General features: G+C 62.5%; 15 protein-coding genes. 8 read left to right on the top strand and 7 right to left on the bottom strand.

Features of this window, described 5'->3' with window-relative positions:
* The first annotated feature begins 103 nt into the window (after nucleotides 1-103).
* From pal to folD, 7 genes are all read left to right on the top strand, one after another.
* Complete coding sequence (gene pal / locus V1471_RS10745; protein WP_434288660.1) at nucleotides 104-634, top strand: peptidoglycan-associated lipoprotein Pal; 531 nt, start codon at nucleotides 104-106, stop codon at nucleotides 632-634.
* A gap of 20 nt (nucleotides 635-654) precedes the next feature.
* Nucleotides 655-1,491 (top strand): tol-pal system protein YbgF, encoded by an 837-nt coding sequence (ybgF, locus tag V1471_RS10740; protein WP_434288658.1) that lies wholly within the window; start codon nucleotides 655-657, stop codon nucleotides 1,489-1,491.
* Between the two features lie 31 nt (nucleotides 1,492-1,522).
* Entirely contained in the window at nucleotides 1,523-2,755 is a 1,233-nt protein-coding gene (gene tilS / locus V1471_RS10735) for a tRNA lysidine(34) synthetase TilS (protein ID WP_434288657.1), read from the top strand.
* Nucleotides 2,756-2,844: 89 nt separating this feature from the next.
* The gene (ftsH, locus tag V1471_RS10730) at nucleotides 2,845-4,755 is read left to right on the top strand and encodes an ATP-dependent zinc metalloprotease FtsH (protein ID WP_434288656.1); all 1,911 of its coding nucleotides are present in this window, start codon (nucleotides 2,845-2,847) and stop codon (nucleotides 4,753-4,755) included.
* Between the two features lie 69 nt (nucleotides 4,756-4,824).
* On the top strand, nucleotides 4,825-5,598 hold the full coding sequence (locus V1471_RS10725) for a methyltransferase domain-containing protein (RefSeq protein WP_434288654.1): 774 nt from the start codon (nucleotides 4,825-4,827) through the stop codon (nucleotides 5,596-5,598).
* Nucleotides 5,599-5,659: 61 nt separating this feature from the next.
* The gene (locus tag V1471_RS10720; protein WP_434288652.1) at nucleotides 5,660-5,971 is read left to right on the top strand and encodes a chorismate mutase; all 312 of its coding nucleotides are present in this window, start codon (nucleotides 5,660-5,662) and stop codon (nucleotides 5,969-5,971) included.
* Between the two features lie 3 nt (nucleotides 5,972-5,974).
* Complete coding sequence (gene folD, locus V1471_RS10715; protein WP_434288650.1) at nucleotides 5,975-6,877, top strand: bifunctional methylenetetrahydrofolate dehydrogenase/methenyltetrahydrofolate cyclohydrolase FolD; 903 nt, start codon at nucleotides 5,975-5,977, stop codon at nucleotides 6,875-6,877.
* Between the two features lie 88 nt (nucleotides 6,878-6,965).
* On the opposite strand, the gene V1471_RS10710 is transcribed toward folD, so the two are convergent.
* A complete protein-coding gene (locus V1471_RS10710) occupies nucleotides 6,966-8,273 on the bottom strand; it encodes an ATPase (RefSeq protein WP_434290924.1) in 1,308 nt (435 codons plus the stop codon).
* A gap of 171 nt (nucleotides 8,274-8,444) precedes the next feature.
* Here V1471_RS10710 and V1471_RS10705 point away from each other — a divergent pair, with 171 nt between their 5' ends.
* Entirely contained in the window at nucleotides 8,445-10,079 is a 1,635-nt protein-coding gene (locus V1471_RS10705) for a hypothetical protein (RefSeq protein ID WP_434288648.1), read from the top strand.
* Between the two features lie 12 nt (nucleotides 10,080-10,091).
* Here V1471_RS10705 and V1471_RS10700 read toward each other — a convergent pair whose 3' ends face one another.
* The 6 genes from V1471_RS10700 to V1471_RS10675 form a co-directional block, all read right to left on the bottom strand.
* Nucleotides 10,092-10,583 (bottom strand): A24 family peptidase, encoded by a 492-nt coding sequence (locus V1471_RS10700; protein ID WP_434288646.1) that lies wholly within the window; start codon nucleotides 10,581-10,583, stop codon nucleotides 10,092-10,094.
* 7 nt (nucleotides 10,584-10,590) lie between these two features.
* On the bottom strand, nucleotides 10,591-11,451 hold the full coding sequence (locus tag V1471_RS10695) for a tetratricopeptide repeat protein (RefSeq protein ID WP_434288645.1): 861 nt from the start codon (nucleotides 11,449-11,451) through the stop codon (nucleotides 10,591-10,593).
* Between the two features lie 117 nt (nucleotides 11,452-11,568).
* Nucleotides 11,569-12,156 (bottom strand): tetratricopeptide repeat protein, encoded by a 588-nt coding sequence (locus V1471_RS10690; protein ID WP_434288643.1) that lies wholly within the window; start codon nucleotides 12,154-12,156, stop codon nucleotides 11,569-11,571.
* Between the two features lie 66 nt (nucleotides 12,157-12,222).
* Nucleotides 12,223-13,200, bottom strand: a complete 978-nt coding sequence (locus V1471_RS10685) for a type II secretion system F family protein (protein WP_434288641.1) — start codon at nucleotides 13,198-13,200, stop codon at nucleotides 12,223-12,225.
* A gap of 12 nt (nucleotides 13,201-13,212) precedes the next feature.
* Nucleotides 13,213-14,184, bottom strand: coding sequence for a type II secretion system F family protein (locus tag V1471_RS10680; RefSeq protein WP_434288639.1), 972 nt, complete (start codon nucleotides 14,182-14,184; stop codon nucleotides 13,213-13,215).
* Nucleotides 14,185-14,196: 12 nt separating this feature from the next.
* The gene (locus tag V1471_RS10675; protein ID WP_434288637.1) at nucleotides 14,197-15,669 is read right to left on the bottom strand and encodes a CpaF family protein; all 1,473 of its coding nucleotides are present in this window, start codon (nucleotides 15,667-15,669) and stop codon (nucleotides 14,197-14,199) included.
* Nucleotides 15,670-15,687 lie beyond the last annotated feature (18 nt).

Genomic DNA, 15,687 nt, shown 5'->3' with positions numbered 1-15,687 from the left:
GGAAGGGCAAAACGTTTAAGTGAAATTCTGCACCCTCCCCAAGTCCAGGGGAGGCTGCTATAGTCCAAACCAGAGCAGTTCCGAGCCTCCCAAAGGATCATCCATGTCCCAGTTTCTGACCTCCAAAGCCTCCCGCGCGTTTCTTCTGGTCGCGGCCCTTGGCCTTTCCGCCTGTACCAACCCCGGCCGTTTCGGCAACAACGGCAGCTCTTCCGCCAATGGCGTCGGTGCCAATGGCCTGATGGACGGGTCGGTCTCCGATCCGACCTCGATCGCCTATTTCAACCAGACCGTGGGCGACCGCGTGCTGTTCGCCGTCGATCAGTCGACGCTTTCGGACGAGGCGCGCACGATCCTTGCCGGTCAGTCCCGCTGGCTGCTGGGCAACCCGGGATATACCGCGATCATCGAAGGCCATGCCGACGAACAGGGCACCCGCGAATACAACTTTGCGCTTTCCGCCCGCCGCGCCGCCTCGGTTCAGGATTACCTGATCAGCCAAGGTGTGACCCCCTCGCGCCTGAAAACCATCCCTTACGGCAAGGAGCGCCCGCTCGCCGTCTGTTCGGATGAAAGCTGCTACAGCCAGAACCGTCGCGCGGTGACCGTGCTCGCCGCTGGCGCAGGCATGTAAGCGAAAAGGGAGAGTTTGCGATGAAAGCGACGATCTTTGGCGCGGCGCTGGCGCTGAGCTGCGTTGGCGGTGCTCTCTGGGCGCAGGATGCGCAGACGCTGGCGGATATTCGTCAGGAGGCGGCTGTGCTGTCCGTCGAGATCAACAAGCTCAAACGCGAGCTCTCCACCACCGGCGCGCCGAACACGCAGTTCGCGGGGGCCGATACGCTTCAACGCGTCGACCTGATGGAGGCGTCTCTGGCCAATCTGACGGCGAAGCTCGAAGCGCTGGAGTTCCGCATCGACCGGGTGGTCAAGGACGGCACCAACCAGTTGGACGACCTGAATTTCCGGCTTTGCGAGCTGGAAAGCGGTTGCGATGTCGGCAACCTGCCGCCGCTGAGCCCGCTCGGCGGTGAAGCCGCTGCGACCGGGGCCACGGATGTGATCGTTCCGGGGCCGGGGACGAATATGGACGACGGCAGCAATCTTGCCATGACCGAACAGAGCGATTTCGACGCTGCCAAAGCGCTCTATGATCAAGGTCAGTATCAGGCGTCTGCCGACGCGTTTTCCACCTTTGCCCAGACATACACCGGCGGTTACCTGACCGCCGAAGCGCATTACATGCGGGGCGAGGCTCTGACGGCGGCGGGCGATACCGCCAATGCGGCGCGGGCCTATCTCGACAGCTTCTCGGGTAATCCCGAAGGCGAACGCGCGCCCGATGCGCTTTTGAAACTGGCGGGCGCTTTGGGCAAGCTGGGCCAGACCGACAAGGCCTGTGTCATGTATAACGAGGTCGGTGCGCGGTTCCCGGGCTCCTCTGCTGCGGCGCAGGCTCCGACGGAGGCGCGCGGCTTCGGCTGCCCGTAAGCACATGACCGGGGTGGAGACGAACCGGGCGATGTTACGCCATTTCGTGGCCACCGCCTTTGCCTTCGAGAAACCCGATCATCTGGCCGTGGCCGTCTCCGGCGGCGGCGACAGCATGGCTTTGCTGCATCTGCTGAGTGAGTGGGCGCGCGAAGAGAAAGTGCGTCTTCAGGCGGTGACGGTGAACCACGGGCTGCGCCCGGAGGCCGCAGAAGAAGCGCGGTTCGTGGCCGAGGTGTCCGAGCGGCTTCGGATCAGGCACACGACATTGAACTGGGCCGGGAAGACGGCGGACGGCAATCTTCAGGACGCGGCGCGACGTGCGCGGTATCGGTTGATGGCGGACTGGGCCAAGGGGCAGGGGATTTCCACCATCGCGCTGGCGCATACCGCCGACGATCAGGCGGAGACGTTTTTCATGCGCCTCGCCCGCGCGTCGGGGATCGACGGGCTGACGGGGATGCAGCGGCGGCGGGTGTCGGACGGCATCACCTGGGTGCGGCCGCTGTTGATGCAGGAACGGTTTGAGCTTCGGCAATATCTGCGGGAGCTGCGCGAGCCCTGGGTGGACGATCCGTCGAATGACGATGAGGCCTATGAGCGGGTGAAGGCGCGGCGCGCGATGGCGGAGCTGACGAAGCTCGGGATCGATGCGCATGTGGTGGGTCGCGTGATGGATCACCTGTCACAGGTGCGTTCGGCTCTGGATTTCGCGACTCACGACCATGCGCTCGAATGTGTGACAGAGGACCGCGGCGATCTGATCCTCGACCGGCGACGGTTTGCCGAGGGCGCGCCGGAGGTGAACCGGCGTCTGGTGGAGGCGGCCCTGCGGTGGATTTCCTCGGCGGATTACGGCCCAAGGGGCATGAAATTACAGGAATTTCTCTCCGCGATGATGCGCGGGCGCGATGCGACGCTGCATGGCGTGCGGCTTTTGGGCGGGAAAGAGAGCTTTCGGCTCACGCGCGAACATGCGGCGGTGGCGGGGGCCGTGGCCTTGCCCGGCGCGCTTTGGGATGGGCGCTGGATTGTCGAAAGCGTTGAAAATCAAGACGGTATCGTGCGGGCGCTTGGCGAAGACGGGTTGTTGCAACTGGGCGAGCGGCCCGCGACTGCGCCGCCGCGGGAGAGCCTGATCGCGTCTCCGGCGCTGTTTGTGGGCAATACGCTGATCGCGGCGCCTCTGGCCGGTCACGGTCCGGCGTCGGCGCGCCTCGTTCCCGCGAAGGGCGGTTTCCACACAGCGCTTTTATCGCATTGAACTTGGCCTCATGATGCCTATTTTATAGGGAACCCCGCGCGCGCGTCATGGTTTGGGCGTGCGTGAACGATCATTCAAGGAGATCCCCTTTGGGCAATGCACGCAATCTTGCCTTCTGGCTCGTGCTCTTGATGCTGGTTCTGGCCCTGTTTCAGGTGCTGGGCGGCAATCAGTCGAGCATGTCGTCGGAAGTCGTCCCCTATTCCGAATTCATGACGAAAGTGGATGACGGCACGGTCACCTCTGTCAAAGTCGACGGGGAGAAAGTCTATTTCACCGGCGCGGACAGCCGCCAGAAATATACGATCAACCCGGGCGATCAGAACCTCGTGAGCGAGCTTCTGGCCAAGGATGTGAGTGTCGAGGGCAAGCCGCAGGAAGAAAGCGGCATCATGCCGTTCGTCATCTCCTTCCTGCCGATCTTCCTGATCATCGGCGTGTGGATCTATTTCATGAACCGGATGCAGGGCGGCGGCAAAGGCGGGGCGATGGGCTTTGGCAAATCGCGCGCGAAACTGTTGACCGAAAAGCAAGGCCGGGTGACCTTTGACGATGTCGCGGGCATCGACGAGGCCAAGGAAGAGCTTGAGGAAATCGTCGAATTCCTGCGCAACCCGCAGAAATTCTCGGCTCTGGGCGGCAAGATCCCGAAAGGCGCTTTGCTTGTCGGCCCTCCGGGGACCGGTAAGACGCTTTTGGCGCGGGCCATTGCGGGGGAGGCGGGCGTGCCGTTCTTCACCATTTCCGGGTCTGACTTTGTCGAAATGTTTGTGGGTGTCGGTGCAAGCCGCGTGCGTGACATGTTCGAGCAGGCGAAAAAGAACGCGCCCTGTATCGTTTTCATCGACGAGATCGACGCCGTCGGTCGCCATCGTGGCGCGGGCTACGGCGGCGGCAACGATGAGCGCGAACAGACGCTCAACCAGTTGCTCGTTGAAATGGACGGGTTCGAATCGAACGAAGGCGTGATCATCATCGCCGCGACCAACCGTCGTGACGTGCTCGATCCGGCGCTTCTGCGTCCCGGTCGTTTCGACCGCCAGATCACCGTGCCGAACCCGGACATCAAAGGCCGCGAGAAAATCCTCAACGTCCATGCCCGCAAAGTGCCGCTCGGTCCCGATGTCGATCTGCGCATCCTCGCGCGCGGCACGCCCGGTTTCTCCGGTGCCGATCTTGCGAACCTTGTGAACGAGGCCGCTCTGATGGCCGCGCGTGTCGGCCGTCGTCAGGTGACGATGGAAGATTTCGAACAGGCCAAGGACAAGGTGATGATGGGGGCGGAACGCCGCTCCATGGTTCTGACCGACGAGCAAAAGGAAAAGACCGCCTATCACGAAGCCGGTCACGCCATCGTTGGCCTGAAACTGCCGAAATGCGATCCGGTCTATAAGGCGACGATCATTCCGCGCGGCGGTGCACTTGGTATGGTGATGAGCCTGCCGGAGATGGACAAGCTCCAGCTGTTCAAGGATGAGGCGCGCCAACGCATCGCCATGACCATGGCCGGGAAGGCCGCGGAGATTTTCAAATACGGCGAGGATGAAGTGTCCTCCGGTCCGGTCGGCGATATTCAGCAGGCGTCGCAACTCGCGCGCGCCATGGTGATGCGCTACGGCATGTCCGACAAGGTCGGCAATATCGACTACGCGGAAGCCGCCGAGGGCTATCAGGGCAATACCACGGGTCTGTCCGTGTCGGCCCATACCAAGGAGCTGATCGAGGAAGAGGTGAAACGCTTCATCGATGAGGGCTATGCCGAGGCCTACCGCATCATCACCGAATATGAGGATGAATGGGAACGTCTGGCGCAGGGGCTTCTGGAATACGAAACCCTCACCGGCGAAGAGATCAAACGCGTGATCGCGGGGCTGCCGCCGCAGGCGGGCGAAGACGAGGGCGGCTCCGGCGGCTCCGGCGAGGTCTCGGTGACGGCGATCCCGAAGACCAAGAAAAAGCCCAAGGGCGACGGCGGGATGGAACCCGAACCCATGGCCTGAGGCCAGAAAGCCTGTTAGACAGAAACCGCGTCCCTTTCCGGGGCGCGGTTTTTGCTTGAGGAGAGCCGCATGAGCGACTGGAGCCCCACGAAATACGCGCAATATGCCGATCTGCGTTTGCGACCGGCCGGTGAGTTGATGGGGGCTGTCGGAAGCTTGCCCGAAGGGGCGATCATGGATCTGGGCTGTGGCTCGGGCGGCGTCGGGCATCTTCTGACCGAACGCTTTCCCGGTCATACGCTTTATGGGCTGGAAAAGTCCGAAGCCATGCGCGAGGCCGCGCTCGAAACCGGTTACTATGCCGACATTCTGAGCGGCGATCTGGCCTCGCATGAGCTTGCGGGCGATTTCGCGCTGATCTTCACCAATGCCGCGCTGAACTGGGTGCCGGATCACCGCAGCGTTCTGCCGCATCTGATGCAGTTTCTGGCCCCCGGCGGCTGGTTCGCCATGCAGGTGCCGAGCCAGCACGATGCGCCGTCCCATGTGCTGGCACGCGAAGTGGCCAGCCGCCTCGACCCGGAGGCCTTCCCCGATACGGATGCGAATTCCAATGTGCTGCCGCCGCGCAGCTATGTCAGCATTCTGGAGCCCTTCGGCGAGGTGCGCGTCTGGATGACGGAATATATGCAGGAGATCAAAGCCCCCTTCGGCCATCCTGTGCGGCATTTCACGCAAGCCACCTACCTGCGCCCCTATCTCGATCATTTCGGCGGGCAGGGTCGGCTCGATGCCTATCTCGACGCCTATGACACGGAGCTGAACGCCGCCTATCCGATCGACCGCCAAGGCCGGGCGTGGTTCCCGTTCAAACGGCTGTTTGTGGTGATGCAAAAGGGCTGAGCTTTCCCTGCGCGGGCGGGCGTGGTAAAGCGCCGCCAACTTCGGGCCAGAGAGGCATTGCATGACGCTGAAATCACCGAAAGAGATTGTGTCCATGGCTGAGTTGCGGGCGCAGATCGACGATCTCGATTGCGCGCTCGTCGATCTTCTGGCGGTGCGGCAGGCGCATATCGACCGCGCAGCCGAGATCAAGCCGGGCGAGGGGCTTCCGGCGCGGATCGAAGCCCGGGTGCTCGATGTGCTCGACAAGGTGGAGGCCCGCGCCCGGCGGAGCGGGTTCGACCCGGTTCTGGCGCGCCAGATGTGGGCCCTGATGATCGAAGAGATGATTGCCCGTGAAGAGCGTGTGCTCGGGCGTGAGACGAAGGAGTAGGACATGACGGCAACCCTGATCGACGGCAAGGCCTTTGCGGCCAATGTGCGCGCGCGCGTCGCCACCCATGTGGCACGGATCAAGGAAGCGCAGGGCGTGACCCCCGGCCTTGCCGTGGTTCTGGTCGGCGACGATCCGGCGTCGGAGGTCTATGTGCGTTCGAAGGGCAAGCAGACGGTCGAGGTCGGCATGCACTCTTACGAGCATAAACTGCCTGCGGACACGTCGGAGGCCGATCTTCTTGCACTGATCGAACAATTGAACGGCGACAAGGCGGTGCATGGCATTCTTGTGCAACTGCCGCTGCCGAAGCATCTGAACGAAAGCCTCGTGATCAACGCGATCGATCCGGCGAAGGATGTGGACGGGTTCCATATCTCCAACGTCGGGTTGCTGGGCACCGGGCAAAAGAGCATGGTGCCTTGCACGCCTCTGGGCTGCCTGATGATGCTGCGCGATCATCTGGGCGAGCTGTCGGGGAAAGATGCGGTGGTGATCGGACGCTCGAACATCGTCGGCAAACCGATGGCGCAGCTTTTGCTGGGCGACAGCTGCACCGTGACGATTGCGCATTCGCGCACGAAAGACCTTGCCGAGGTGGTGAAGCGCGCCGACATCGTCGTGGCCGCCGTGGGCCGGGCGAATTTCGTGCAGGGCGATTGGGTCAAACCCGGCGCGACGGTGATCGACGTGGGCATCAACCGCATTCCGGCGCCGGAAAAAGGCGAAGGCAAAACGCGCCTCGTGGGCGACGTGGATTTTGAGGCTGTGAAAGAAGTGGCCGGGGCGATCACACCGGTGCCGGGCGGCGTCGGGCCGATGACCATCGCCTGCCTTCTGGCCAATACGCTCACCGCCTGTTGCCGCAGCCATGGCCTTGCGGAGCCGGAGGGGCTGACGGCCTGAGCCAGCCCCATCCACAGATATGACAAGAGGCCCCGCGGGGCCTCTTTTGCTATGGTCAGGGTTTTCTGATGGCGCAAATACTCAAAACCTAGTGCGCGAATTCGCTCTCTTCGACGAACATGTTCGCCCAGGCCCGTTCCATCAGCTCCGGCGTCATCTGATAGGGGATGCCCTCGAAGTCGCAGATCGAAATGATCTGGTCGATCAGGAAGACCGGCTGATAGTTGGCGTAGACATTGTCGATGGTCGGGTATTTTTCCTTGAGCAGGTAGACCAGCGCCTCCTCGTTGAGCGGCATCTTTTTCTTGCGCGCGACCATGGCGAAGATTTTCAGGAACCCCGCCTGATCCGGCCCGTCGATCTTGATCTTGTAGAAAATCCGGCGCAGGGCGGCGGTGTCGAAGATCTTGTTCGGGTGGAAGTTGGTGGAGAAAATCACCAGCGTGTCGAACGGCACTTCGAATTTTTCACCGGACTGGAGCGCCAGAATGTCCTTGCTCTCTTCGAGCGGAACGATCCAGCGGTTGACGAGCTTTTGTGGCGGTTCTTCCTGACGGCCAAGGTCGTCGACGATGAAAATCCCGCCGGTGGATTTGAGCTGCAAAGGCGCCTGATAGGTCCGCGCGGTGGGGTTGTAGACCAGATCGAGCATGTCGAGCGACAGCTCACCGCCGGTTACAACAGAGGGCCGCTCACAGCGCACATAGCGCCGGTCGAAGCGGTTGGAGGTTTTCCTGAGCGCATTGGGATCGTCCTCCGCATCTTCGCGTTTGACATGCATCAGGGGGTCATAGACCGTGATCACCGACCCGTTGTACTCGATCGCGCGCGGCACATAGATCAGATCGCCGAGCGCATCGCGAATGCCGTTGGAGATCGAGGATTTGCCGTTGCCCGGCGGTCCGTACATCAGGATCGAACGCCCCGCACCCACCGCAGGCCCGAGCTGATCGAGAAGGTTCGGCGGCAGGATCAGATGGCCCATCGCGGCCAGAAGCGCATCGCGTGTCACCTTCATGTTCCGCACAGACTGGCGTTTCACCTGCTCGGCATAAATCTCGAGCGGGATCGGCATCGCACCGTAATATTCCGACTGCGACAGCGCATCGAGCGCGCGCGCCTTGCCGGTATCGGAGAGGCGAAATCCCATCTCCGAACCTGCGCCCGCATGCATCGTGCCGGTGGCCTCGACAAGCCCCTGCTCGCGCGCACGGTCGACAAGGTCCTGCGTGATCGACACCGGCAGGCACAACGCGACGGAGAGACGCGAGACCTGTTCGAGATTGGTGCGGAACATGGTTTTCAACACGATGTCGCGCATCATCACCGGCGACAGCCCGGTCTCATCGGCGCGTTTCGGCGCGACGGGAGCGATCACATTCGGTGTCGAATCCATCATGGTCATTATGGCTGCCCTCTGTTTGCCTGTTCGCAGGCTTGTGCTTTTGCCGACAGTCTACGGAGACCGGGACATAAAGCCAAGATTTTCGCGCGGTTTCACCGGCACGGCTTTGCAATGCGGAGTGTTTGGCCATAACCTTTCGCAAAAATGAACGAGGCAGGGCGGATGGGGCGAATTTCTCCGTTAAAATACATCGTATTTCTCGCAGTTCTGATCCTTGTTCTGGGCGTGGCAGGGCTTGCCAAGGGCGGGCTCTATCTCACGCAACACGAGGGCGACGCCACGCATATGGTGGACGTGCTGTTGCGGATGGGGTTGGGGCAGGTGCCGCATCTGGATTTCTCCACCCCCATCGGGATTTTCGCCTTTCTGCCGATCCGCTGGATGATGGATGCGGGGCTGGGCGTCGGGCAGGCCTTTGTCGCTGCGCAGGTTCTGATCGCCGTGCTGTTCGCGCCGCTGGTTGCGCGTGTCGCGCTTTCACGGCTCACGGGGCTTGCGGCCTGGGGTTTTGGCGTGGTGGCGGTGGCGATGATCCTCGCTCTGGTGCATGGCGAGACTGTCACCGCGATTTCCGTGGCGATGTATTACAACCGCTGGGCCTGGGTCGCATCCTTCATCGCGGTGCTTCTGGCGGTGCTGCCGGAACGGGACGGGGACAAAGCCCCGCTGATTGACGGCGTGATCGCAGGGCTGATGCTGGCGGTTCTGGCGCTGATCAAGCCGACCTATTTCGTGGGGTTCGTGCTGCCCGTGGCGCTTGGCTTTGTGCTGCGCGGGGCCTGGCGCAGCCTTGGGGCCGGGCTTGTGAGCGGTCTCGCCGTGGCCATGGCCGTGACGGCAGTCTATGGCGTGGCGTTCCTGCCGGCCTATTTCTCCGATCTTCTGACGGTGACACGTTCGGCGAACCGTGCGGCCCCCGGTGTGTCTTTCGTCGACGTGCTGAATGCGCCGCGGTTCCTGATCGCGACCTCGACACTGATCCTGTCCGTGATCGTGTTGCGACAGGCGGGGCGGGATCGGGCCGGGTTGCTTTTGCTGCTGCTCGCGCCGGGCTTCGTCTATGTCACCTATCAGAATTTCGGCAACGATCCGCAGTGGCTCATCCTGTTGTGCCTCCTGTTAATGGCGGAGCGGCCGGAGCGTGGGCGGCGGGTCCTGTTCAATGCCGATGCGCGCAACGCGACGGCCGCGCTGGCGCTGGTGGCCTTTGCGCTCATCGCGCCTTCGCTTCAGAACATCGTCACCAGCCCGTTCCATCATCTCGTTGCGAAGACGGAAGGTTATGTGCCGCAATTCCCGGGGCGTGCGGATCTGGACGATCTGTTCGTGTCTGAGCGGAAGGCGTTGAGGGTGTTGGCGCGTGAGAACCTTGCGGAGCGCTATCCGGAGCTTGTGCCCTATGCCGGTGAGGAAAAGGTGTTCGCGCCGCTTGAGTTTCTGGGCGAGACCCAGCCGCATTGCGCCTTGCAGGCGGGGGATCTGGCGGTGCACCGCTATATGGCGGACCGGCTGAAGGAACCGCCGTTCAATTTTACCGCCGAAAGCCAGTTTTTCGTGACCGATCTTGCCTCGGCGATCTGGATTTTCGGCGATTTCGCCCCGCTGAAAGGCGGTGCGCCGTGGTATTATTCCGGCACGCCGGGGGTGGAGAATGCGGATGCCATCATCGTTCCGACCTGTCCGCTCGACCCGAGCGTCGCGCGCCGTGTGCTGGCAGCGATTGAGACGGCGGGGCTGACATTGCGCGCACCGCTGCGCGATCCGATGATGCTGGTCTATCCGGTGGTGAAAGAGTGAGGCGTTGCGGTCTCAGAGGAAGATCGCGAGCGTCAGATAGCTGATCATCGTGCCTGCAAGCGCCAACCCCATCGGGAATTTGCGATGTTCCCAGGAGACCCAATCCGGTGTGGCGCGCCGCACCGGCGGCAGGGCGCGCAGCAGGCGGTGGGCGAAGAAGGCGCCGATCAGGAAGGCGGCAAAGAGCGTCAGCACCGGGCCGAGATCGGCAAGCGGGATGAACAGCGCCATGGCGGTGGCGAATTTCCCGTCGCCCGCGCCGACGCCGAGATAGGCATAGGCGAAGAGCGCGATGGGATACATCACGAGCGCATGGGCAAAGCCCCAGAGGTATTGATCGAAGGGCAGAAGAAACGGCCCCATCGCCACGTAGATCGCGGCCAGCGCGAGCACCATGACATTCGGGAGCTTCATCCGTTTGAGATCGTTGAACGCGGCGACGAAGGACACCAGCGTGACCGGCAGCAGGAACCAGAGCGCGGCCTGAGAGGGCAGGGTCAGCATGCGGGGATCAGCCGTTCGAGACGTTGGTTTCCAATGCGCGCAGAGAGCGCACGGCGGCTTCGAAATGCTGCGGGTGGGTGTCGATGGCTTCTTTGATCAACCCCTTGCCGATGGTGACGTCCCCGGCCTTCACCGCCGCGAGCCCCAGCGTGTAGAGAAGCTGGGCGCGCTCGGTCTGGGTCATCTCCATCACGGGCAGGTCGTATTTGCCCTGCGCGCCACGGGCGAGGATCAGGTTGTTCTTGGCGGTGAACAGCGAGGAGTCGTAGGTGATCGCCTGCGCGAAGAGCTTTTCCGCCTCGCTGTATTCGCCGCGGGTCAGTTTCGAATAGCCCCAGTTGTTCAGCACACCGGCGGGACGGGTGGTCAGGCCGACGGCGGTCTGGTAGAAACTGTCGGCCTTTTTCCATTCCTGATTGCTGTCGGCGATCATCGCCTCGAGCCGGTAGCGCTTGTAGGTCTCATGGGTCGGCGGCACGGCGTCGAGCTGGGCCTCGGCCTCTTTCCACTCGCCGGTGCGGATCAGCGCATCGGCGTAATCCACCCGGTCGTCCACCGTCGCGTCCTTATGGGCGACGACGTTTTTCCAGGCGTTGACGGCGGCCTGGCTTTCGCCCGCGCGCACCAGCGATTTGGCGAGGCCGCGTTGCAGATCGATGCGGTCCGGGTTTTCGCCCACGGCACGGGAGAAGTAGGACACGGCTTCGGCCGGGTCGGCGGTGTTGAGCATGATGTCGGAGAGGCCGGTTCCGTCGATCGCGTTCACGGAGGTGTCGGCGCGGCGCACGTCACCGCCGAAGGGTTTTTGACAGGCCGTCAGGGCCACGGAGCCCGCCAGCACGAGCGTGATCACATGAAGGTTGCGCATGATGCCTGCCATCCTCTGTCTCGGGTCCGGGCGTTATGCCTCTTGATGACCCGTTTTGCCTCAACTCTGTTTTCGCCTTGTCTCGACCGTCGGCCCGTTTTCGGATCTCAGACAGGTTCAGCGTGCAAGAATCTCGTATTCGCTCGTTCCGCGCCGCACCAAGGTGAAATTGCTCTCATTTTCCTCACTATACGTGGGATTTTCGAGTTTTGCGAGCGCCAAGCGCAGGTTTTCGCGAATTTCGGCAGATTGGCCACTGTCCAGCGCAAAGGCGGTGTGGAACACCCGCTCGGCCTCGCCATATTCGCCGCGTTCCATCAACACGACGCCGAGGTTGTTCCAGGCGGGGACGAACGTGTCGTCCAGCTCGATCGCCTTGCGCAGATCGGCCTCGGCCTGACCGAGACGTCCGAGGCGCAGCTTGGCGGAGCCGATGGCCGAGAGCGTGTCGACGGTCATGCCCTGATGTGCCGCAGCGCGGTAATAGGCCTTGAGCGCCAGTTCGAATTCGCCCGCCGCCATCAGCCGGTGTCCGACGATCAGCCCGTCGACCGAGGTCTCGCCGACATCGACGCCGGCGGGGGCATAAGCGCCATTGTCCTTGAGCGGTTTGAGCATGTCTTCGGAGCCGCAAGCGGCCATGAGAGAGAGGAAAAGCGCAGCCCCGATGGCGTATCGGCGGCCGCGCGTGAGATGTCGAGACATGCTGTCCCTTGCCTTCTTGTGCGGTCCTGCGACCGGAGCCGGTGCTCGCGAGCCCGACAGGCGGGCTCAGAAGCTGGCTTCCGACAGCAGGACGTAGATGTCATAGACCGACGGCCCGATCAGGATGATCAGCAGCGGCGGCACGGTCAGCATCATTGTGGCAAGGGTCATCTTGGTAGGCAACTTGTTTGCGGCCTCTTCGGCACGCATCACGCGCTTGTCACGCATTTCACCGGCATAAATCCGAAGCGCGTCGGCGATCGAGGTCCCGAATTGCTGCGACTGGATCAGCACGGTGACGAAGGAGGCCACATCGGGCACGCCGCAGCGCTCCGCCATGTCGCGCAGCACGTTGGTCTTGTCCTTGCCGGCCTTGATTTCGTAGGAGACGATCTCGAACTCGTCGGCCAGCGCGGGGAAGCCGGAGCGGATTTCCTTGGCGACACGGATGATCGCCTGATCGAGCGACTGACCGGCCTCGACACAGACCAGCATGAGATCGAGCGCGTCCGGGAAACCGTTGGTGATTTCCTCCTTGCGGGCCTCGACGCGACGCGTGACCCAGTATTTCGGCAGCATGTAGCCGATCACCGCCGGGAACAGCACCATGAACACCAGGGATTTCGGCGTTACCTCCTGTTGCGAGGATTTCAGCAGGGCAAAGAGCAGACCAAGGACCAGCGCGCCGATCCCCATCGCGAATTGCGCGAAGTGGAACATGCGCACGGCGTTCTTGCTGCGATAGCCCGCCTGAATCATCTTGAGCTGGGCGGCGGAATATTCTTCTTCGTTCTGCGGTTCGAGGAAGGCGGAGTATTTTTCGAGCTTCGCGCCTTTCTTGTCCTCATAGCGCAAAGCGGCCTGCTTGTGTGTCGCCTTGCTGGCCTGGGCCTGCTCCTTGAGGCGATCCATCGGGTCGCGTTTGCGGTTCAGAAGCGCGGGCAGGGCGACGAGGATCAGGACGGCCCCCAGCGTGCCGACGAGGATCAGCGGGCCGAAGGGGCCGAGCTGATCGCCGAGGAGCGAGGTAAAGAGCTCTTGCATGGCGTGTTCTCCTCAGACCTTGATGTTCACGAGCGATTTCATCACGAAAATATTGATCGTGAGAAAGCCCGCGACCACGAGACAGGCGGGAATGAAGGCGGATGTGTCCTTCACCCGGTCGTAATAGTCGGGTTTCATGATGTTGATCGCCAGCAGCATCAGCAGCGGGAAACCCGAGAGGAACTTGCCGGACCATTGCGCTTCGGCGGTGATTGCCTTGACCCGGCGGAACAGTTTGAAGCGCGAGCGGATCACCTTGGCCAGACCGTCGAGCACCTCGGCGAGGTTACCGCCCGATTGCTGCTGGATCGACACGGCGACCGCAAGGAAGCGCAGATCCTGCATGTCGAGCCGTTCGGCCATATCCTTGAGCGCCTCGCCCACGTCGCGCCCATAGGCGCTCTCGTCGGCGATCACGCCCATTTCGGTGCCCAAGGGGTCGGGGACCTCCTTGGAGACGATGGTGAGCGCATTGGAGAACGGGTGGCCGACGCGCAAGCTGCGGACCATGAGCTCGACGGCGTCGGGGAGCTGTTCCTCGATCAGGCTCAGGCGTTTCTTGGCCTTGCCCTGAATCCAGACATAGACCGCGCCGACGCCCATGGCGCCGGAGACGACGATGCGGATCGGCAGGGAGGCCGAGGTGCCGATCGACAGGCCGACGAAGGCGACCATGCCGAGAAGCGCCATGACCATGAGAAGCTGGGTGGGGGAGAAGGCGATATTGGCCTTCTGCGCCTTTTCGGCCAGCACGGAATAGAGCGGAACCTGACGCGACTTGAGGTGCTGGCTCATCTCCTTGCGGAGCTGGTTGAGCACCTCCTCGCGGTCGCCTGTGCCTTTCTCGAGCAATTCGTAGCGACGGTTGACGCGGGAGTTCAGCGAGATCGACTTGCCGAACACGGTCAGATAGATGCCTTCGACCAGAAGCAGCACGGCGATGAAGATGACGCCGTAAATGACCGGTTCCAGGGAAATGATCATGGGGGAGGCTCCTTAACGCGGGTTGGTCGGTTCGAAAATCGCGTGCGGCAGGTCGTAGCCCCACATCCGGAAGCGTTCCGAGAAGTGGCTGCGGACCCCGGTCGCCGTGAAATGGCCGATGATCTTGTTGTCGGGGGTGAGGCCGGTGCGCTGGAAGCGGAACACCTCCTGCATGGAAATCACATCGCCCTCCATGCCGGTGATCTCGGTGATCGAAACCATGCGGCGCGAGCCGTCCTGAAGGCGGGAGGCCTGCACGATCAGGTTGACGGCGGAGGCGATCTGCGAGCGCACGGCCTTGAGCGGCATTTCGATCCCGGCCATGGCGATCATGTTTTCGAGACGCGACACACCATCGCGCGCCGAGTTGGCGTGGATCGTGGTCATCGAGCCGTCGTGGCCGGTGTTCATGGCCTGCAACATGTCGATCACCTCTTCACCCCGGGTTTCCCCCACGATGATCCGGTCCGGACGCATCCGGAGCGCGTTGCGGAGACAGTCGCGCTGGGTGACGGCGCCCTTGCCCTCGACGTTGGCTGGGCGGCTTTCCATCCGGCCGACATGGGTCTGCTGGAGCTGAAGTTCCGCGGTGTCCTCGATGGTCAGGATGCGTTCGGAGTTGTCGATGAAGCCCGAGAGCGCGTTGAGCGTGGTGGTTTTCCCGGACCCCGTCCCGCCGGAGACGATGACATTGAGACGGGTGGAGACGGCGGCCTGAAGATAGGCGGCCATTTCCTCGGTAAAGGCGCCGAACCGGACCAGATCGTCGATGCCGAGCTTGTCCTTTTTGAATTTCCGGATGGAGACGAGGGAGCCGTCGACGGCGACGGGCGGCACCATGGCGTTGAAACGCGAGCCGTCCTTGAGACGGGCGTCAACGTAGGGGTTGGATTCGTCGACGCGACGGCCCACGGCGGAGACGATCTTGTCGATGATCCTGAGGAGGTGCTTTTCGTCCTTGAACGTGATGTCCGACAGTTCGAGCTTGCCGGCGCGTTCGATGAAAATCTGATGCGGACCGTTGACGAGAATATCGTTGACCGTCTCGTCTTTCAAAAGCGGTTCGAGCGGCCCGAGGCCGCGCACTTCGTCGTAGAGCTCCTGATTGAGCAGAATGCGTTCGTCGCGGTTCAGCACCAGCCCCTGATCGGCGAGAAATTCCGCGGTGATGTCGGAGATCTCGGATTTCAGGTCCTTTTCCTGCGCGGTTTCGAGGGCAGCGAGGTTCAGGTCTTCGAGCAGACGCTTGTGCATCTCGACCTTGATGTCGCCCAGACGTTCCTTGCGGCGACGTTCCTTGTCCTGCGGTGCAACCTGGGCCGCGCGGGGGGCTTCGCGGCGCTGAACCTTTGCGGCGGGGGCGGGCGCTTGCGCCGGAGCCGGGGCCTGCACGGTGGCTGCGGCGGTGGTTGCGGCGGGGGCGGCCGCTTGGGTCTTGACCGGGGCGGCCTTTTGGCCATCGGATTTTTTATATCGCGAAAACATCGTCTTGCTCTCTCACCT

The sequence above is a fragment of the Celeribacter sp. SCSIO 80788 genome (genome assembly GCF_051054295.1).
Lineage (GTDB): Bacteria > Pseudomonadota > Alphaproteobacteria > Rhodobacterales > Rhodobacteraceae > Celeribacter.
Note: the sequence above shows the minus strand (reverse complement) of the source record. Positions and strands in the feature narration are given on the sequence as shown.